Origin of the sequence: Rhizobium sp. 18055 (assembly GCF_902706285.1) — a bacterium.
Taxonomy (GTDB): Bacteria; Pseudomonadota; Alphaproteobacteria; order Rhizobiales; family Rhizobiaceae; genus Rhizobium.
The window spans coordinates 280,860-299,918 of sequence record NZ_CACSKD010000001.1 but is presented as its reverse complement, the minus strand read 5'-3'; the positions used below and the strand labels follow the sequence as shown (position 1 = coordinate 299,918).

General features: G+C 60.3%; 21 protein-coding genes. 9 read left to right on the top strand and 12 right to left on the bottom strand.

Annotated elements, in window-relative coordinates; translation table 11 throughout:
• Positions 1 to 6 precede the first annotated feature (6 nt).
• Entirely contained in the window at positions 7 to 459 is a 453-nt protein-coding gene (locus tag GVL52_RS01380) for a hypothetical protein (RefSeq protein ID WP_160003465.1), read from the top strand.
• 56 nt (positions 460 to 515) lie between these two features.
• On the opposite strand, the gene GVL52_RS01375 is transcribed toward GVL52_RS01380, so the two are convergent.
• From GVL52_RS01375 to GVL52_RS01355, 5 genes are all read right to left on the bottom strand, one after another.
• Positions 516 to 1,010: a GNAT family N-acetyltransferase gene (locus tag GVL52_RS01375; RefSeq protein ID WP_160003464.1), complete on the bottom strand. Its 495-nt coding sequence runs from the start codon at positions 1,008 to 1,010 to the stop codon at positions 516 to 518.
• Between the two features lie 18 nt (positions 1,011 to 1,028).
• The gene (locus tag GVL52_RS01370; RefSeq protein ID WP_160003463.1) at positions 1,029 to 1,907 is read right to left on the bottom strand and encodes a carbohydrate ABC transporter permease; all 879 of its coding nucleotides are present in this window, start codon (positions 1,905 to 1,907) and stop codon (positions 1,029 to 1,031) included.
• Positions 1,908 to 1,910: 3 nt separating this feature from the next.
• A complete protein-coding gene (locus tag GVL52_RS01365) occupies positions 1,911 to 2,801 on the bottom strand; it encodes a carbohydrate ABC transporter permease (RefSeq protein ID WP_160003462.1) in 891 nt (296 codons plus the stop codon).
• Positions 2,798 to 3,913, bottom strand: a complete 1,116-nt coding sequence (locus tag GVL52_RS01360; RefSeq protein WP_160003461.1) for an ABC transporter ATP-binding protein — start codon at positions 3,911 to 3,913, stop codon at positions 2,798 to 2,800. The genes GVL52_RS01365 and GVL52_RS01360 overlap by 4 nt, the downstream gene beginning before the upstream one ends.
• A gap of 114 nt (positions 3,914 to 4,027) precedes the next feature.
• Entirely contained in the window at positions 4,028 to 5,284 is a 1,257-nt protein-coding gene (locus GVL52_RS01355; RefSeq protein WP_160003460.1) for an ABC transporter substrate-binding protein, read from the bottom strand.
• A gap of 158 nt (positions 5,285 to 5,442) precedes the next feature.
• Between GVL52_RS01355 and GVL52_RS01350 the strand changes: the two genes are divergently transcribed.
• The 4 genes from GVL52_RS01350 to GVL52_RS01335 all read left to right on the top strand — a co-directional run bounded on the left by GVL52_RS01350 (position 5,443) and on the right by GVL52_RS01335 (position 9,662).
• Complete coding sequence (locus GVL52_RS01350; RefSeq protein ID WP_160003459.1) at positions 5,443 to 6,240, top strand: GntR family transcriptional regulator; 798 nt, start codon at positions 5,443 to 5,445, stop codon at positions 6,238 to 6,240.
• Between the two features lie 195 nt (positions 6,241 to 6,435).
• A complete protein-coding gene (locus GVL52_RS01345) occupies positions 6,436 to 7,464 on the top strand; it encodes an LLM class flavin-dependent oxidoreductase (RefSeq protein WP_160003458.1) in 1,029 nt (342 codons plus the stop codon).
• A gap of 80 nt (positions 7,465 to 7,544) precedes the next feature.
• Complete coding sequence (gene yghU, locus GVL52_RS01340) at positions 7,545 to 8,417, top strand: glutathione-dependent disulfide-bond oxidoreductase (protein ID WP_160003457.1); 873 nt, start codon at positions 7,545 to 7,547, stop codon at positions 8,415 to 8,417.
• Between the two features lie 123 nt (positions 8,418 to 8,540).
• Entirely contained in the window at positions 8,541 to 9,662 is a 1,122-nt protein-coding gene (locus GVL52_RS01335; protein ID WP_160003456.1) for a mechanosensitive ion channel family protein, read from the top strand.
• 18 nt (positions 9,663 to 9,680) lie between these two features.
• Here GVL52_RS01335 and GVL52_RS01330 read toward each other — a convergent pair whose 3' ends face one another.
• Genes GVL52_RS01330 through GVL52_RS01320 form a run of 3 tightly spaced genes read right to left on the bottom strand, consistent with a single transcriptional unit; the run spans position 9,681 to position 13,581 of the window.
• On the bottom strand, positions 9,681 to 10,691 hold the full coding sequence (locus tag GVL52_RS01330; protein ID WP_160003455.1) for a hydroxyacid dehydrogenase: 1,011 nt from the start codon (positions 10,689 to 10,691) through the stop codon (positions 9,681 to 9,683).
• Entirely contained in the window at positions 10,688 to 12,544 is a 1,857-nt protein-coding gene (locus GVL52_RS01325) for a DUF2264 domain-containing protein (RefSeq protein ID WP_160003454.1), read from the bottom strand. The genes GVL52_RS01330 and GVL52_RS01325 overlap by 4 nt, the downstream gene beginning before the upstream one ends.
• Positions 12,545 to 12,549: 5 nt before the next feature.
• Complete coding sequence (locus GVL52_RS01320; protein WP_160003453.1) at positions 12,550 to 13,581, bottom strand: LacI family DNA-binding transcriptional regulator; 1,032 nt, start codon at positions 13,579 to 13,581, stop codon at positions 12,550 to 12,552.
• Positions 13,582 to 13,717: 136 nt separating this feature from the next.
• Here GVL52_RS01320 and GVL52_RS01315 point away from each other — a divergent pair, with 136 nt between their 5' ends.
• Both GVL52_RS01315 and GVL52_RS01310 read left to right on the top strand, forming a co-directional pair.
• Complete coding sequence (locus GVL52_RS01315; RefSeq protein WP_160003452.1) at positions 13,718 to 15,007, top strand: ABC transporter substrate-binding protein; 1,290 nt, start codon at positions 13,718 to 13,720, stop codon at positions 15,005 to 15,007.
• A 94-nt stretch (positions 15,008 to 15,101) separates the two neighbouring features.
• On the top strand, positions 15,102 to 15,746 hold the full coding sequence (locus tag GVL52_RS01310; RefSeq protein WP_160003451.1) for a ThuA domain-containing protein: 645 nt from the start codon (positions 15,102 to 15,104) through the stop codon (positions 15,744 to 15,746).
• A 39-nt stretch (positions 15,747 to 15,785) separates the two neighbouring features.
• Here the strand turns inward: GVL52_RS01310 and GVL52_RS01305 are convergent, their stop codons facing one another.
• Positions 15,786 to 16,025, bottom strand: coding sequence for a hypothetical protein (locus GVL52_RS01305; RefSeq protein ID WP_160003450.1), 240 nt, complete (start codon positions 16,023 to 16,025; stop codon positions 15,786 to 15,788).
• A 396-nt stretch (positions 16,026 to 16,421) separates the two neighbouring features.
• Positions 16,422 to 16,634 (bottom strand): hypothetical protein, encoded by a 213-nt coding sequence (locus tag GVL52_RS01300; RefSeq protein ID WP_160003449.1) that lies wholly within the window; start codon positions 16,632 to 16,634, stop codon positions 16,422 to 16,424.
• A 174-nt stretch (positions 16,635 to 16,808) separates the two neighbouring features.
• On the opposite strand from GVL52_RS01300, the gene GVL52_RS30290 reads away from it, so the two are divergent.
• Positions 16,809 to 17,264: a hypothetical protein gene (locus GVL52_RS30290; protein ID WP_200847737.1), complete on the top strand. Its 456-nt coding sequence runs from the start codon at positions 16,809 to 16,811 to the stop codon at positions 17,262 to 17,264.
• A gap of 155 nt (positions 17,265 to 17,419) precedes the next feature.
• On the opposite strand, the gene GVL52_RS01290 is transcribed toward GVL52_RS30290, so the two are convergent.
• Complete coding sequence (locus GVL52_RS01290) at positions 17,420 to 17,689, bottom strand: hypothetical protein (protein ID WP_160003448.1); 270 nt, start codon at positions 17,687 to 17,689, stop codon at positions 17,420 to 17,422.
• On the opposite strand from GVL52_RS01290, the gene GVL52_RS01285 reads away from it, so the two are divergent.
• On the top strand, positions 17,684 to 17,863 hold the full coding sequence (locus tag GVL52_RS01285) for a hypothetical protein (RefSeq protein WP_160003447.1): 180 nt from the start codon (positions 17,684 to 17,686) through the stop codon (positions 17,861 to 17,863). The two genes, GVL52_RS01290 and GVL52_RS01285, sit on opposite strands and share 6 nt — an antisense overlap.
• Here GVL52_RS01285 and GVL52_RS01280 read toward each other — a convergent pair.
• Positions 17,848 to 18,471, bottom strand: coding sequence for a hypothetical protein (locus GVL52_RS01280; protein ID WP_160003446.1), 624 nt, complete (start codon positions 18,469 to 18,471; stop codon positions 17,848 to 17,850). The genes GVL52_RS01285 and GVL52_RS01280 overlap by 16 nt on opposite strands.
• Between the last annotated feature and the right edge of the window lie 588 nt (positions 18,472 to 19,059).

Here is a 19,059-nt window from a genome sequence, read left to right as displayed (position 1 = left end):
TCTCCCTTGGCCGCGCCGCAGCGCGCGCGTCGCTTCAGTCCCGCGGGCGGAGCCGCAGGTGACCTGGGACGCTCCTCCGCTGTCGATTTAAAGGCGTTTTTTGTTGGCGTTACGCGTGGTCGCACGGGTAACGGCCGGCTGCGTAATCGCAACCGTTACGGCCGTCGCTTTGCTGTTTGCTCGTGCTGTCATCTCAAAATGAACCTACGCAAAGGCTGCCGGACGGCGGCCTCGATATTACGTCAGCATTGTTTACTTATCTTGATCATAACAGTCAAGTTTGAGTCGCTAACGGAATGCATTTTCGTTTTCCAGGGCGTTGGCGCAGGTTGTGGATATCTTCCGGATGCCTGCAACCGCAAGGCTATCAATCGCTGCGGCGGCATTGCCGGTTGGTTTGATATCAAGGCTTTACGGAAGAGTCTTTCGAAGCTCGACGATCTGGAGCTGACGCCTTGAAGCCGAAGAAGACGGCTGAACGCGTTCCCCTGGCGGCATCCAGCTCGTCAGAGACGTCAATCCGACACCTCGCTCGGCTGCGCCAGAGGAAGCATGCCCCGGTAAATCCCGGGGACAGATCCTTCGATCGGAATGGCGCCAACGCTTCGGCGGTAGAACTCCATCGGCCCCGCGCCGCCGATCACGCCATAGGCGTAACCCTGCGCGTGCATGTCCAGAAGCGTTTCAAGCAGTAAGGCATGACCGACGCCCTTGCCGCGGGCTGCCTGATCGACGCCGGTGGGACCGAAGAAACCCTTTGCCGTCGCCTCATGACAGGCAAAGCCGATCAGTTGATCCGCCTGGATGGCGATGAAGCAGGTGGGGGGCTGGCGCATGGTGGCTGCCGTCGCCTCCGCCGCCCAGCCGGCGCCGAAGCGCGGTACGATCCACGCCGTGAGCGCCGGCAGCTCGGGCGCAAGCACGCGACGGATGACGACCGCCTGGCTGGTCATTCGGCTGTCAAGCGCCGGGTCGCGCTTCAGCTCGTAGAGTTTCACAAGCATGTCCATGGTCTTGTCCTATGTCTGTCAGCCTTTGACCGCGCCCGCCGTCAAGCCGGCCACGATGCGCCTCTGGAAAATGAGGACCACGGCAATGAGGGGCAGCGTCACGGTGACCGACGCCGCCATGATCTGTCCGAAGGGGTATTCGTAGCGGCTGGTGCCGGCGATCAGGCCGATCGCCACCGGCACCGTGCGGTTTTCGTCGGTGAGCGTGAAGGTCAGCGCAAACAGGAACTCGTTCCAGGCCAGGATGAACGCCAGAATGCCGGTGCTGGCGAGCGATGGTCCCATCAGCGGCAGGAGGATTTTCATCAGGATACGGAAATGCGAGCAGCCATCGATGATTGCCGCCTCTTCCAGTTCGCGTGGAAACTCGCGGATAAAGGTGGTGAGGATCCATGTGGTGAAGGGAACGGTCGACAGCAGATAGGTGAGGATCAGGGCGCTGGGACGATTGAAAAGGCCGAGCCAGTTGATCAGCTCGAACATGCCCGAGAGGACCACGACCTGCGGGAAGATCGAGATCATCAGCACGATCATCAACACCGCCCGGCGTTGCGGAAATTCGATGCGACCGAGCGCATAGGCGGCTGACAGGCCGATGATCAGCGACAGCAAGGTGGTCGAGATCGCGACATAGGCCGAATTCAGAAGCGAACCCATGAACACGGGATTGTCGATCAGCTGCCGGTAATAGGTGAAATCGAGCGCCGGCAGTAGCGCCGAGCGATAGAGCGCCGCGCCCTGCTTGGTCGAGGAGACGAAGGCCCAGTAATAGGGGAACAGCGTGTAGATCAGCACCAGTAGCAGCGCGAAAATCTGCAGGCCCCGGACGATGCGGCGTCTCATCCGGTAGAAGGACGAAGGCTTGCGCTGGGATCTTTGGGCGATTGCATTGGCCATTGGTCAGGTCCCCGCCGCTTTATCGAGGCGCAGGACCCCGATGATGATGATCGCCACCAGCGCGACAAGCAGGAAAACCCAGGTTGAAGCGGCAGAGCCGATGCCGAGTTCCTGGAAGCTGATCAGCCTGTCTCTGGCGTAGATCGACACGGTCATGACGTTCTCGTTGCTGGCTGCGAGCACATAGGCAAGATCGAACATCCTGAGCGCGTCGAGCACGCGGAACAGAACGGCGACGCCGATTGCTGGCCGCAGCATCGGCAGGGTGATCGACCAGAACCGCTTCCATGCCGGAATGCCGTCCACCTCGGCTGCCTCGAAAATCTCCGGCGAGATCAGCTGAAGACCGGCGAGGATAAGAAGCACCATGAAGGGCGTCGTCATCCACACATCGATGAAGATCACGACACTCATGATCAGTGAGCTGCTGGCGGTCCAGGCGATGCCGTGATCGACCAGGCCGAGGCCGCTCAGGATCTTGTTGATCACCCCGAACTGGTCGTTGAGCATCCATTCCCAGATCTTGGTGGCGACGACGACAGGAATTGCCCATGGCACTAGAATGGCGGCGCGCGCCAGCCCACGGCCCGGAATCGCTTCGTTGAGGAGCAGCGCGATCGCGAGACCAAGTGCTGTCTCGATGGCGACCGAGATCACCGTGAAGACAAGCGTGTTCTTAACCGCGACCCACCAGCTGTGATCGTTGATCACTTCGATGAAATTGTCGAAGCCGACCATCGAATAGACCGTGGGGTCATCGAGATAGGCGTCGGTGAACGAAAAGAAGAAGGTGCGGCTCAGCGGCCAGACAGCGACCAGAAGAATGACGGCGATGACTGGCAGGAGAAAGAGCCAGGCGGCCCGGTGATCGCGGCGGGCAAGTTTGGCGCTCATGGCTCGCTGACCTCCGCAGGTCCGCTCGACGATCCCTTGAGCAGCACGCGTTTGCCATCGGCTGCAAAGGCGAAGATCGCAGCGTCCGCGAAGTCCAGCCCGACGGATTTTCCAATCTTGTCCATCGAAGGCGCGCTCGCCAGCCGGATCACCCAGACCGTGTCATCGGTGATGCGGCAATAGGCAAAATGTTCGTGTCCGAGGTCCTCGACACGCTCCAGCGTGCAGGTGATACGGCCCTCGTTTTCCGCCACCAGTCGCAGACCTTCCGGGCGGACGCCGATCTCGGCGATCGGCCCGGTAGGGTTATTTGCGACCATGGCGATGGACAGATTGCCGGGGCCGGAAATCCGTCCGATGTTGGCGCCCGTTTGCGGCGAGACGGCAAGGAAGTTCATTCGGGGGCTGCCGATGAACCCGGCCACAAAGCGATTGTCAGGAGCGTGGTAAAGCTGCTGCGGCGTCCCGACCTGCTCGATCCGGCCGTGGTTGAGGACGACGATCCGGTCGGCGAGCGTCATCGCCTCGGACTGGTCGTGCGTGACGTAGATCATCGTCGTCTTCAGGTCGTCATGTAGCTTGGCGATCTCCATGCGCATTTCCATCCTCAGATCCGAATCGAGGTTGGACAGCGGCTCGTCGAACAGGAATATCTCCGGCTGGCGCACCAGCGCCCGGCCGATCGCCACGCGCTGGCGCTGGCCGCCCGACAGTTCCCGTGGTCGTCGATCCATCAGATGGTCGACCTTGAGCATGCGCGCGACCGTCGAGACCTTCTGGCTGATCGCATCCTTGGCCAGTCCCAGTGTTTCCAGCGCAAAGCCGATGTTTCGCGCGACGCTCATGTGCGGATAGAGCGCATAGGACTGGAAGACGAAAGCCACGCCTCTCTTCGATGCCGGAACGTCGGTCACGTCTTCTCCGCCGATCGTCACGGCACCCTTGGTGGCGGCCACGAGGCCGGCGACGATGCGCAGAAGCGTTGACTTGCCGCAGCCGGAGGGGCCGACGAAGACGACGAACTCGCCGTCGTTGATCTGCAGATCGACGCCTTGAATGACGGTGTGCGTACCAAAATTCTTCGAAACGGATTCAAGCGAAACCGATGCCATTTTTCACCCGGACGTATATCAATGAAAGGCTCGCCCCCTTGCCGGCGGCGATTTGCGGCGCGTGCAGGAGGGCAGGACCACTGCTGGACCTGCCCTTGTGCATTCAGGCCAGGCTCAACGGCTTTCCTTGAGCTTCTCCAGCCGTCCCGCCAGTGTCGTCAGGCCCGACTTGATATCGCCACCGCCGGACAGCATGTCGTGGACCGAGCGATAGAAGGCCTGCGACACCCTGTTATAGCTGGTGCCGGTATAGCCGGAAGGACGCACGGCGCTATCGGCGAAGGCCTGCTGGTTGTCCTTGAGGAAGGGGATCTTCGCCAGCACGTCTGGATCGGTGTAGAGCGCCGGGATCGACGGGTTGACCGCGTCCTGAAGTGCACGCTTCTTCTGCATGTCGGGGCCGGTGATGAAGTTCACGAAGTCGGCTGCGACATCAGGCTTGGCGCTGTACTTGGAGACGCCATAGTACATCGGGCCAAGGCAACCGCTCGACTTCTGGCCGTCCATGCCGACAGGCAGCGGCATCACGCCGACCTTGTCAACGACGGCACTGCCTTCCTTGTGCGACGTGCCCCAGACGTAAGGCCAGTTGCGATGGAAGACGGCGTTGCCGGATTCGAAGACGGCGCGTGATGCTTCCTCGTCGTAGTTGAGCGTTCCCTCGGGGCTGATCGAACCGATCCAGCCCTTGGCCTTTTCGATCGCTTCGGCCGCTTTCGGATTGTCGATCGTCACCTTGCCATCGTCTGCAATGATCGTGCCGCCGCCGTTCGATGCAATCAGCTCGATCGCATCGCAGGTCAGGCCTTCATAGCTCTTTGCCTGCCAGGCGTAGCCCCACATATCGCCATTGCCGGCGGTGCGTTCCTTGTCCTGAATTTCCTTGGCGGTGGCTGCCAGCTCATCCCAGGTCTTCGGTGGCTGCTTGCCGTATTTTTCCAGAAGATCCTTGCGGTAGAACATCAGCCCGACGTCCATATAGGCAGGCATCGCGATCAGGTTGCCGTCCAGCTTGGCGGCGTTCAGCGTGGAGGCGAAATGCTTGTCCTGGTCGGCCTGCGGGATCACCGTTTTCAGGTCGAGGAGGCCGTTCTTGAACATGCCGAGCCAGATAACGTCGAGGAACAGAACATCGATATCGGTCGACTTTGCCGCAAGCAGCTGCTGATAGATCGGGATGGCGTCATCCAGCAGCGCGGGCATCTTGTTGATCTTGGCCTCGTTGCCTGTCTTCTCCTTCCAGGCGTTGGCGACGTTGGTGCACAGTTCGAACTCCGTCGGGGCGCAGAAGACGGAAATCGTCTCTGCGTGGGCCGTTCCGCTCCAGAGGGCGGCGGAGAACGCTAGGGCGGCAAGGCTCTTCTTAAACATGAATAGTTCCCTTGATTGTGGTAACGATCGGCATCGTCGGAACTCTCTGGCTCCTCGCGACAATAGGACTGGTTATGACCAGTTATGTCAACATGGACTTTTGAGAGAATTGCGCCGAAGATGACGAGGCCGAGATTCCGGCCAGAGGAAAAAGCAATTTGAAGACGCTTGAAACTGAAGACACATTGATTGCTGCACAGAGCGTGGTCGATCGTGGCGACCCGCGCCCGCTGCATAAGCAGGTGTACGAGGCATTGCTGGCCGCGATCGACGACGGACGGCTGCCTCTACGGGGCAAGCTGCCGTCCGAGCGCGAACTCGTCGATCTCTACGCTGTGAGCCGAATCACCATTCGCCATGCCATCCGCGAGTTGATCCAGGAGGGCGTGGTTCATAGCCAGCCGGGCAAGGGGCTCTACGTCACGGAGCGCGGCGGCGGCTTTGAACTGCAGGTTCTCAAGAGCTTCACCAGCATTGCGCTGGCGAATGGCCGCAACCCCGGCCACCAGTTGATCGAAGCCAGTCTCGTGCGGGCGCCGCTTGAGATCAGCCGGCCATTGTTTCTGGCACCTGGCGCGGAGGTCGTGGTGCTATCCAGACTACGCCTGCTCGACAACATACCGGCCGTGATCCAGACCGATTGGATACCGGCCGCGCGCGTGCCGGGTCTGCTGGATCTCGACTGGGGTGTTGCAAACCGCTCCCTCTATGAGGAGTTGCGCGAACGCTACCGGATATTCCCCAAGCGCGGACAGACGACGTTGAGTGCGCGGCTTGCGGGTGAGGATGAGGCGCGCCTGCTGCAGTTGCCGTTGCCGGCAGCGGTCCTGACCGTGGACCAGATCGCCTTCGACGACAACAACAGGCCGGTCAACATGACTGCTCTCGTCCATCACCCAACGCGCTATCCGCTGACACTGCTGCAGTCGGAGACCGGTGATTTTACTCAGTACTGATCTGCTTGCAGCAGCGAGCGTTGAAGCGGTCCATGCTGCCGCGATGACAGGCGGGGGGCTTGAGCGCGGCTGCGGTCGAACCTACATGCCGGGGCCAACGACCTTGTTGGACCAAAACGCGGACGCCATATGTTGCTTGAGCTGTCCGGTGCATTGGGTGGCAGCATTGTTGGATTTCATCGAAAAGGTATTGCCATGTCTTCGCTTTCCATCCTCGAACTCGTTCGCGTCACGGAAGAGACCGACGCGCGCGGCGCGCTCGACAATGCCCGCGATCTGGCCGCCCATGCGGAGGATTGGGGCTACAATCGCATCTGGGTCGCTGAACATCACAATATGGCTGGCATTGCCAGCGCTGCCACATCCGTCGTCCTTGCCCACATCGCTGCGGGTACGAAGACGATCCGCGTTGGCGCCGGCGGCATCATGCTTCCCAACCATTCTCCCTATGTGATCGCGGAACAATTCGGAACGCTGGCGCGTCTTTTTCCCGATCGCATCGATCTGGGGCTGGGGCGTGCGCCCGGCACCGATCAGATGACGCTTAGGGCTCTGCGCCGCGCGCCGGAGGCGGCCGATCAATTTCCTCAGGATGTCATGGAGTTGCAGGCCTTTCTGGCACCTGCGGGTCCCAACCAGCGCATCCAGGCAGTGCCTGCGGCCGGCACCGAAGTGCCGCTCTGGATCCTCGGTTCCAGCAATTTCGGCGCAATGCTGGCTGCCGAACTCGGTCTTCCCTATGCGTTCGCATCGCACTTCGCGCCAGAGCTTCTGTTGCCTGCGCTGCAGATTTACAGGACACGCTTCAAGCCATCCGAGCAGCTGGCGAAGCCTTATGCGATGGTGGGTGTCAATGTGATCGCCGCCGAGACCGACGCCAAGGCGCGGCGCCTGGCGACGACCCAGCAGATGTCGTTTGCCAATATTTTCCGCGGCGCCCGCGGCCTCAGCCAGCCTCCGATCGACGATATCGAAGCATACTGGTCACCGATGGAAAAAGCGCAGGCAGGCCAGATGCTGGCGCGGTCGATCGTCGGTTCGGCGCAAACCGTCCGCTCCGGCCTGCAGGCACTGATCGACGAAACCGCAGCCGACGAGTTGATGATCGTGTCTGACGTCTATGATCATGGTGAACGGCTGACATCTTTCGAGATGATCGCCGAGGCAGGCAGGGGCATTGTTCCTTCCATCGCTGGCACCGGTCGTCTCGAGCGGCAGGCGTAACGCAGGTCCTCAGATCGAAAACCCGGAATTATCCATCCAACGCATATCGTGCACAGGCATGACTTCACAGGAGATCGAGAATGGCCACTTCGACCGATTATACGCCACCTGCAGTCTGGACGTGGAACAAGGAAAGCGGCGGGCGCTTCGCCAGCATCAACCGTCCGATCGCCGGCCCAACCCATGACAAGGAACTGCCGATCGGCCGCCATCCCCTGCAACTCTATTCGCTGGGTACACCCAACGGCGTCAAGGTGACGATCTTGCTCGAGGAACTGCTGGCGCTTGGTCATGGCGGCGCCGAGTATGACGCATGGTTGATCAAGATCGGCGATGGCGATCAGTTCGCAAGCGGCTTCGTCGATATCAACCCCAACTCGAAGATACCGGCTCTGATGGATCGCAGCGGCGCCCACCCGGTCCGCGTCTTCGAATCGGGCTCGATCCTCACCTACCTTGCCGAAAAATTCGGAGCCTTCCTGCCGACTGAGCCGGCCGCCCGCGCCGAATGTTTCTCTTGGCTGTTCTGGCAGATGGGCAGCGCGCCCTATCTTGGCGGCGGCTTCGGCCACTTCTACGCTTACGCACCAAGCAAGATCGAATATGCGATCGACCGGTTCGCCATGGAAACAAAGCGCCAGCTCGATGTCCTTGATCGCCGGCTTGCCGAAAGCGAATATCTGGCAGGCTCTGAGTACACGATTGCCGATATTGCCGTCTGGCCCTGGTATGGTGGCCTGGTCAAGGGCTGGCTTTATGGAGCCGCGGAGTTCCTGCAGGTCGAGGACTACAAAAACGTCCAGCGCTGGGCCAACACCATTGGTGAGCGTGCGGCGGTACAGCGCGGGCGCATGGTCAACCGCACCTTCGGTGAGCCATCGAGCCAGTTGCACGAACGTCATGACGCATCCGATTTCGAGACGAAGACACAGGACAAGCTCGCTTCGGCATAAGCATGCCTCGGGGTCGGGAACGGCCTCGATTGCGTCGCGAAGACGCCCTTCGGAAGATCGCAACGGCCAAGAATTTTTGTGACTGGCCTTTCCCATGCTGCATTGCACCCTAGCTGATGCAGCATGGAACACTTCATTCAGGAATTTCAAACAGACACGGCTTGGCTGCCGGCCTGGCTCGTCAGCATCGGCGTTCTCGCGGCTGCCTTTGTCGTCGGCCTCATGATGCATCGCTTTGCATTTCGCTTTCTCACGCGGCTGGTCGAGACGCGGGACCTCTTCTGGCGCTCGCTTGTCTCGCGCGGCAAGCGTCCACTGCGCCTCGGCGTTCTCACCTTCACCTTGTCGTTTGGCGCCACCATCGCGCCGCTGACGATCGTGCAGGCCGAGGTGATCCGTCATATGCTGCTGCTGGGCTTCATCGCGGTGCTCGGCTGGACCACCAAGAACAGCCTTCACATCTGGATGACGGTCTATCTTCGCCGGTTCAAACTCGATACCGAAGACAACCTGCTCGCACGCACCCATGTCACCCAGTCGCGGATTGTCGAGCGCATCGCTTCCTTCATGATCGTCGCCATCACCATCGCTGCAGCGCTGATGACCTTTCCGGCGGTGCAGCAGTATGGCGTCAGCTTGCTCGCCTCTGCCGGTGTTGCCGGTATTGTGCTCGGTCTGGCGCTGCAGCCGGTGCTGAAGAACGTGTTTGCCGGCATCCAGCTGGCGGTGACCCAGCCGATCCGTATCGACGATGCGTTGCTCGTTGAAGGGGAGTGGGGCAATGTCGAGGAAATCACCTCCACCTATGTCGTGGTCAAACTCTGGGACTGGCGGAGAATGATCCTGCCGCTCAGCTATTTCATCGAAAACCCGTTTCAGAACTGGACCCGCGAGGGATCGGCGCTGATCGGCACCGTCATGATCTATCTCGACTATTCGGTGCCGGTGTCGGTGATCCGCTCCAAGGTGGAGGAGATCGCGGCAGCGTCGAAGCTGTGGGACAAGCGGGTGGTTTCTGTTCAGGTCACCGATTTCCGCGATGCCGTCATGGAAATCCGTATCCTCGTCTCGGCCTCCAATGCACCGAAGACCTTCGATATCCGCTGCGAAGTTCGCGAAAAAATCATCGAGTTCGTGCAGCGCGAATATCCGTCGAGCCTGCCGCGGGTGAGAGCGGAAGGTGCTGCCAACGCCAATGCTGCGGTGGTCAATGCGGCCGTGCGGCAAACTTCAATGCGATCGTGAGGCAATCGGCGGACCGCCTCATGCCATTCCTGCGAGATCGGCGAGCGTGATCCCGTATTCGAGCGGTTCGCCGCGCAGGAAGCGGCCGATCTCGTCAATCGCCATTTCGCCAAGCCGTGTGCGCTCAAGTCCGACGGCCCCTGCGATGTGCGGGGTCAGGAAGACATTCGGAAGATCGTAGAAGGCGGATGATGCGTCGGGCACCTCCGGATCCGTGACATCGATAATCGCGTCGATCCGCCCGGTCGCGAGGGTGGCAAGCAGCGCCACCTCGTCGATGACGGCGCCCCGTGCCGTGTTGATCAGCGTTGCCCCGTCCTTCATCAACGCAAGGTGATGAGCATCAAGCAGGTGATGCGTGGATGGCAGGGATGGTGCATGCAGCGAGACAATGTCGGCACGCCGCATCAGCGTGGAGAGGTCGGCTTTCTCCGCGCCGAGCGCTGCGCATGCTTCGGAATCAAGAGTAGGATCGAACAGAATGATATTGAAATCGAAAGGCTTCAGAACATCGATGACGCGGCGACCGATACGGGATGCGCCGACGATGCCGACGGTGCGGCCGTAATTTCCGATTGGAAGCCGCTGCATCGAATGGGTGCGGTCGCGATTTCGGTCTGCGGCGTAGAGGTCGCGAAAACGGAATATCTGCTTGCCGGCGAAAAGGATGGCGGCAAGCGTGAACTCGGCAACCGGAATCGAGTTGGCTTCGGCGGCATGGCTGACGGCAATACTCGCCTCGAACACCTCCTGGCCTATCAGCCCCTTCACCGTTCCCGCAGCGTGGGCAATCATCCTCAGGCCCGGTGCGGCTGATAGCACATCGCGCCCGACATAGGGTGCGCCCCAGCCGGTGATCAGGATGTCAGCGTCAGGCAAAAGTCGTTTGGCGCGGTCGTCGCCGAAGGTCTGCAATGGCTCGCGGTCGAGCAGCCTGCCGAGCATTTCCAGACGGTCGAGCAGGTGATCGGGCAGCACATGCTCGGTCCGATCCGGCTGCATGGCCAGCAAGATGCCCGGACGCCTCATGACATCTGGCCCGGGGCTTCGAATGCGCTGACAGTGATGCCCTCGCTCTCGACCTTGGCCATCAGCGCTGCAACATCTGGAGCCTCCGGCAGCTTTGGCCATATAGTCGACTGAGCTGCTGGATCGTCGAGTGCGACAACTGCGGTGATCAGGATACTTTCACCCGCCGGAATTTCACCGCGCAGCTGCGGCACCAGCGTCTTGGCAACGATCATGTTGGTGTTGGGCAGCGCCTTTTGAGCAAGGCCCATCCGCTTCACGCTCGATCCCAGATCGACGATCCCGGAGAAATCGGTTTCCCCGATGACATGGGAGCTGCCCTGTTCTGCCGAAAGTGTATCGAGATCGAAATCGCGCTTGGCGATCGCAAAGCCGCCCTCGGCTGTCTGCAACGCGCGCGGCGAGTTGATCCGGTGGATGCGGATATGCCACGGCGAAGCGGGTACCAACCAGGTCTCGACGGATACGTCACGGAACGGCGCCCATTTCGAATAAAGCACATCGCCGGCAAGCTTGGCTTCGGCATTGGTCTCGCGCACGCGGTAGTGCAGGCCGTCATCGCTGAAGGCAAGCGCCGAATCGAACGCTCCGCCCGCAAAACTCCGCTCGTCGGCTTCAACACTGAAGCCGTATCGCGCAGAATAGGCAAACTTCGCATATTTCTCCGTACCGAAGCGCATCTGGAGATTTTCCTGTCCTGACGAAAGCGCCACGACATCGCTACCGGCGCGCATCAGGACCATACCGGGATGGCGTTGCGGGGAGACGCTTTCCGACGAGGCCGAGGCTTCTTCTGCCGAAGTCCAGAATGGATGCTCCGCCGGGATCGCGAGCGGCAGGAAGGCCTTGAACGCCCAATAAGGCGATCCTGCCGAATTGTAGCTTTCCGACATCAGCAGATTGGGATAGCCGAAGCCGATCGACAGGATGCCGTCGCGATTGCTTATCGGCTTGTCTCGCCACCAGCGCAGATGCTGCAGGCAGAGATGCTTGACCTCGCCCCACGGCAAGGCTTCGACATCCGCAAAGGCCAGCGCCGACCAGAAGCCGGCGCAGGCGAAGCGATAGGTGAGGCTGCGCCCGAACGGGACGGTGGCGCCATCCGGCGCAAACCATTTTTGGAAATCCCTGGCAAAGAGAACGGCCCGCTCGCGGTACCGCTTCGCATAGTCGTCATCGACAAGCTTGGAATAGATCAGCCCATAGAAATGCATGGCGAAGGGAATGTAGTGGTCGATCCGGCGCACATTGCCGTCGCGGTACCAGCCATCGCCGATATAGAAACCTTCGAGCTCTTCAAGATATTGCTTCGTCAGGCTGCGGTCGAAATCGGCGCCGACGCGATCGAGCGCGATATCGACGAAGATGCGGAAGAATTTCCAGTTGTTGTCGGCATAGTCGAATTGCCGCGCATGCTTGAGATAGGCGATGACGTTGGCACGCGCAGTCGCGCTTAGCGGCTCCCATATTTTGTCGGGAACCAACGCCAGTGCAAAGCCGAGTGCCGCAAGTTCCACCATGCGCTGGTCGCGGCCGTTGACGGCGCCCCAATATTCCGGGTGGCTGGGGTCGGTTCCGTTGGCAAGGCCTTCGGCATAGCGATGCCAATGGGCAAAGTCACCCTGGCCGGCCCCCAACGGCGCTAGGCCCCAGAGCGGGCGGGCAAAGCCTTCGAGATCGGCTGCTGCCCTGTCAAAATGCGCTGCCGCGCCATCGAGGCGAACGCGGGCGTTGCCCTCGGAGAAGTAGGGAAGCAGCGGCTCGAACAGATCGTGCAGTGCGCGGCTCATATCCTCGCGCGTTTCCAGCGGATTGCCCGCGAGCGGATTGGCGCTGGCCGGATCATAGGTCATCTGTATCACTCGTCGGTTGCGGGCATCGGTACGGTTCCGCCAGCGACCGGCACGACCGCGTGGCAGACATGGCGGGCGGGTGCTGCCCGATTGCTGAAGCGCGCTGCCATCAGCCCAATGGCCTCACGGCCGAGCGCGGCGCGATCGACCCGCATGGTGGACAGCGGCGGATTGGTCATGACGGCGCAGGGCAGGTCGTCGAAGCCGACGATCGCGAAATCCTCTGGTACGCGAAGACCTGCCTCGGTCACCGCCTCGAGAACGCCGACTGCGATGAAGTCGTTCATGCAGAACGCGGCAGTGAAGCCTGCCTTCTCGGAGAGGATAGCACTCATCAACTCGTGCGCCTCGCGGCTGGCGCTCCCCTGAAAGCTCATCGGAACAATCCGCCCCGTTGCTCCGTCGACCGCGTCGATAGCCGCATCAAAGCCACGAACACGCTCGCGAATGGTGTTGCGATGCGAGCCGGTGAAATGCAGGATCTTGCGGTGCCCTGCCGCCAGAAGCCGGCTGGCTGCCTGCAAGGCGCCAAAGAAATTCGCCGGCGAAACGCCGTCAATGCGCAGCTGCGGGTCGGTGCCATTGACCAGCACGACCGAGATTTTCTCGGCATCGATCCATCGACGGAGGGCCGAACTCGGATCAATGCCAACGAGAAACAACCCGTCCGCCTTGGCCGTCTTCATGTAGTCGCCGATCACCTCGGGCGTTGCGCGATCCTCGCGGATCAGCCTCACCTCGAAAGGCATTGAAACCTCTGAAGAGCCCGCGCGCAGTCCTTCGACAATCGACTCATAGAAGACACTGAGCCCGCCCGTCGCGCCATCGCTGGCAATCAGCGCCAGTGTCCCTGGCAGCGAGGTGGATGCCGTCTTCGTTTCGTAGCCGTGTTCGGCTGCCACGCGCAAAATGTGCTCGCGCACGCTGCCGCTGATGCCGGGCTCGTTGGCAAGCACACGAGAGACGGTGGCTATGGACACGCCCGCTGATGCGGCGATATCGGCTTGGCGTGGCCGCCGGGATTTGATTTCGTTCATGGCCAACAGTTATGCAAATGATGCAAATTTGCAAGAAAAAGATAAAATATTGCAAAAGATAATTTATTGCGTAATCTGTTTGCGAAATGCCCGACGACGTTGGAGGACGCCAAGGGCAGCCAAGAGGAGGATCAACATGCAGATCAATCGCCGTTCATTCATCGTGGGCTCGGCCGGTATCGCGACCGGCTTGGCATTCGGCGCCGGTAGCGCCATTCCCGCTTTTGCCGACGACGCGCAGCTGCGCGCCATGTGGTGGGGCTCCAACGACCGCACGAAACGCACGCTCGACGTTGCCAAATTGTATCAAGGCAAGACGCCTGGCGTCACCATCGTCGGAGAGTCGCTGAGTGGCGACGGCTATTGGACCAAGCTCGCGACCCAGATGGCCGGCCGCGCGATTGCCGATGTCTTCCAGCTCGAGCCCGGAACGATTTCCGATTACTCCAAGCGCGGCGCCTGCCTGCCGCTTGATGAATTCGTTCCCTCGACGCTGAAGGTCGATGCCTTTGGCAAGGACGTGTTGAAGCTGACGACCGTGGATGGAAAGCTCTACGGCATCGGTCTCGGGCTCAATTCCTTCGCGCTGTTCTTCGATCAGACCGCTTTCGAGAAAGCCGGCATTCCGCTGCCGACGCCGGATCTCACCTGGGACGAATATGCCAAGCTCGCTGTCGAACTCACCAAAGCCGGGGGCAAGGCCAATTATGCAGGTGGACCTTACGGCGCCCGCTACGCCTACGTGTTCGACGCCTGGCTGCGTCAGCGGGGAAAGAGCCTCTATAAGGATGCCACGCTTGGTTTCGATGTCGAGGATGCCAAGGCGTGGTACAATTTCTGGGAAGAGCTACGCAAGAAGGGCGGTACGGTCGCTGCGGACGTCCAGACGCTGGACCAGAACACCATCGATACCAATTGCCTGGCGCTTGGAAAGTCTGCGATGGGCATGGCCTATTCGAACCAGCTCGTCGGTTACCAGCTGATTTCCAAGAGCAAGCTTGCCATCACCATGCTGCCGCGCGAGAAGAAGGGTGGCCCATCGGGCCATTACTATCGCCCGGCACTGATCTGGAGCGTCGGCGCGACGACCAAGAACGGCGAGGCAGCTGCAAAGTTCATCAACTTCTTCGTCAACGATGCCGAGGCCGGCAAGATTCTTGGCGTCGAGCGTGGGGTTCCGATGTCGCCGGCGGTGCGCGAGGCAATCCTCCCGAATCTCAATCCGACGGAACAGGATACGGTGAAATACGTCAACCTGCTGAAGGACCAGGTCGGCGACTATCCGGCGCCTGCGCCATTGGGATCGACGGAGTTCGACCAGCGTGTGCTGCGTCCGATCGCCGACGAATTGGCATTCGAGCGGATCACACCTGCAGACGCTGCAGCGCGGCTGGTCGAGGAAGGCAAGGCGACGATCCGGAGCTGACGTCGGCGTTATCCGGCCGGATAGGCAAGCCGCCTATCTCGCGGCGCCGGCAACCTGCCCGGCGCCGCATGACCATCAGCTATTGAGGAGCATCATGCGCAAGGCGATCATCGTTTGGGGCGGCTGGCAGGGCCATGAGCCGGAAGAATGCGCGGGCATCGTTGGCGAAATGCTCGCGCAGGACGGCTTCACCACCGAGGTTACGAACGATCTCGGCATCTTCTGCTCGCCTGCTGTCGCTGACGCCGATTTGCTCGTGCCCATCATTACAGGTGAGATGCTGGAGAAGCCGCACGCTGAAGCGCTCGTCAAAGCCGTCCGTGGCGGTCTTGGCCTCGGCGGGCATCACGGCGCGCTCGCGACCTCGTTCAAGGAGAGCGCGCCATTCCGCTATGTCTCAGGGGTCACCTGGGTAGCCCATCCCGGCAGCATCATCGACTTTCGCGTCTCGATCAGCCGCACGGACGACCCTGTGATGCAGGGCATTCCGGATTTTGATTATCGTTCGGAGCAATATTATCTGCACTACGACCCATCGGTCGATATCCTGGCCACCACCACCTTCAATGGCGACTATGACGAGGCGACGAGGGATGTCACGATGCCCGTCGTGTTCAAGCGCACCTTCGGCGCCGGTCGCATCTTCTATTCAGCACTCGGCCACGTCGCGGCCGAGTTCGATCATCCCTATATGGGCTTGATTTTGCGTCGCGGCCTCGACTGGGCAGCGCGTCGATAGGCGCTGCCAGCAAAATTCGGACCTGCCGGCCCTGTCCAATCAGGCTGCGAATATTGCCGCGAGCCGCTCGAGATCGATCAGCTTGACCTCGACAGGCACAGGGTCTGGTCGGGCAACACGAAACCATTCGGCTGCTTCGCGAACACGGTCGCCATGCGGCTGCGGATATCCACCCAGGCGGATGGCCCATTCCCTGACGGTCTCGCGCTCCATGCGGCCCGCGAGGTATCGATCGTGAACGGTTTTGGCTGAAGCGACGAGATCGGAAATCTTATTCACGAGGCATCCTTGGTCTGTTCCGAAGAGCGTCATAGTGGATCGTCGAGCCATGTACCACCGGCAAGCCGTCATTCTTGGGAGGGCAACGTCATTCATACAGAGTGTTGGGGGGCGCCACCGGTTGGCGCCGCTGTGCTGTCAGTGTTGCCGATGGCAACCACATTCGAAAACGCGGCACATATCAAGCGCGCCAAACGCGTTCCAACGTTAGGCCGTCGTTAACCAGTTCGGCGCAATCTCTTCTCGCTGCAAGGGCATACGTGCAGCATGTGCAGTGCAGTGCAGTGCAGAGGCCTTATTGAAAAGGGGTTCGAGCCTCCTGGCTTCGAACCCCTTCTTCGCTTCGGCGGCTTTTCCCAAACGGTCGCGATTGGCGTCCATCCCGCCATTGTGCGATCAGGCGTCCTCGAATGCACTTTCCGACAAAAGAGCGGGCTCGGGTGTTGCGCTCACGAAGAGCGAGGAGTGGCTGTTAATCACGCGGCCATCCGCCAGCCGCAGCAGCGGGCCGTCAACTTGCGACACAACCTCCGAGAATGTCATCTCGCCCCAGCCATCCGAGGTCCCCTCGATCATTACGAATGTGTACTGGCGTCCCTCATCGAACATTGCTCTCTCCCAGAAATACGGAAGAATAACGTGCCATCAACGGTATGGGAGTCAAGTGATCGACGACAGAAAGGGGAAATGAACGTCGGCTGGAATTTTTTTGTCTTGGTGTGACTTAGAAAATCTAGACAAAATGAAATTTCAATCCAGATTATATTTGATCTGGAGAAAATGATGTTTGAAACACCGTCTAGCTTGAATGAACTGCGCGAAGCGCTGAACGACAACCTCGACAATTCGGAATACTTCCTGGGCATACATGCCCTCTTCGAAGGCGAGGTCATCTTCGCCCGCGATGTCGTTCACCTGAACCTGGAATTGCCGGCATTCCCCGTGGACGCAGAGGCCGTGTGGGATTGGTTCAATGACAATCTCAGCGGATCGAAGGACCAGCGGACCTACGTGTATCAGCTCCCGTTCGCCATCGACAGCGAGGATGACGACGATATGGAAGCATTGATGGCGCTAAGTCGCACGTCGCCGATGACCGTTTGGATGCTCGATCTCGCCCGACAGGAGGACCCGGAGGCAGGGCAGCGCTACGTGGTCATAACGATACCCACCAAACAGGCCGCGCGCGATTTCGAAACCGAGTATGACGGCAAGGACGCAAGAGCGCTTCTAGCATAGTTGTTTCCTTCTGGATCAGGAAACCTCCCGAAGACATGGCGACCAATGTCGTCTTGTCTTGTGTCGCAATCGTCACGGTCGCGCGAGCTTCGGTCGCGGCGAAGACATCGGCTTGACGATCGCTGTGGCCGGGGAGGTGCCGCTGATTTCATCATTCAACCGGCGAGTTGCGAAAGCTGCGGCTCATAACTCACGCGAACTTCGTCGCAGACCGTTTCCAATGCGACCAGCAATTCATGCTTGGCGGCGGCGAAATTCTGTGGCGCAGGTGCCTGCCTGTAAGTGCCCGCAGCACGGAGCAGCTTGCTCATTGCTAGGTATAACGGCGGCAGGCTCTCGACGACGTACTGATTGGAATGTTGCTCGCTCAACGATCCGGCAACCAGGTCGCAGATTGCCCAGGGGATCAGGCGCGACGCATGCATATCGGTTCGCTCGATCATCTTGCGGACGCGCGCGAACTTGGCGGCATCAAACTGTCCGTGAGCGCGAAGGTTGTTGTTTGTCATAGCAGGCACCGTAATGTGTTGATTGGAAAAGAAATGATGAAATCGCGGCTCGAAACGGCCGTCGCTAACGTGCCCTATGGCCGCGGTTGATGGCCTTCAAACATCGGATCGAATCTGTCGTGAATGTGGGGAGGGCCTTGCTCGGGTGGGACTTCTCCCATTGCTCCGCGCATCAACTCGTCCTCAGCTGATGCCAGCAGCTTGGTCTGCTCCGGCGTCAGGATCTTCTCCAAAGCTTCCAGCGTGACCTTGACGCGAAGGGCTGCGTTGCCGTGTGCGATCGCCGCATCTGCCAGCACGTCCATCATTGGCCCGGCATCCTTGCGTGCGCCGAATTCGGGCAGTGCTCGATGCTGCATACTGTCGGGCATCGGTTCTTGAAGAAACGCAATGACGGCCGAGCTGTAATCGCGCCACACATCCAACTGGTTCGACCTGATGCCAACGAGGGTCTCGACCGAGGACAGGGCTCCCGCAAGGCCGAGACCATTGTCCGGGCGGGGCGAACCCATCATCTCCGGCGCGTGCGGGGGTGGAGGCATCCACGCGGCTGGAGGCTGGTTGCCCTTCTGTTCGACAGCGCCTGGCTCCATCGCCCGGCACTGCGGCGTCGGCGCGGGCAATTCCTGAGACATTACGCTGGTATGGGAGAGGCCCAGACCAACCGTGGCGAGGAGGAGTAGGGTCGTGTTGCGCATCGTAACTGGATCTCTTCCAACTGATTGTCGGTCGAGAATTAGGTTTGCTCGATGTCGTCGATGCGGCGCCGGTGTGACGTAAAATTTCCAATAGCGGCTGTTTTGTAAATGAACGTTTCTCGGTTCTCGCCTCCAACTGGCCGCCCTCCATGCCGACGGCCAGCCACGTTCCATTCGCCCTCGGCCGAAAAGCGCTGGGCCATCGACCCTCTCGCGCCAGCGGCCGACTTTCGTCGGGTGCCGGATGGCTGGCCAGGCTGCGCCAAGGCCATGTTTTTGGTTACAGTTCGTTACAAAACTCCGCAGTCCGTAAACTTGACCGAATGCGTCATGTTGAATATCGCAGTTTCTAAGGCGTTCAGAGGCTTCTCGTTGATCTCCATTGGGGCAGGAACACCAAGTCAGCGTGATATGAAGCCATCTCAGTGGCCGGACAGTGGCATTCAGAAAGGCCAGATTATGACGCACCGGCGATACCGCCCGGTTCTCGTGGCGTGCACAGCAGCATCCTCGCTCTCTTGCGTAACGCATGTTGCAGCCCAAGCCGTCACACCGGCGGCACTGTCGAATGCGACCAGGACGGGAGAC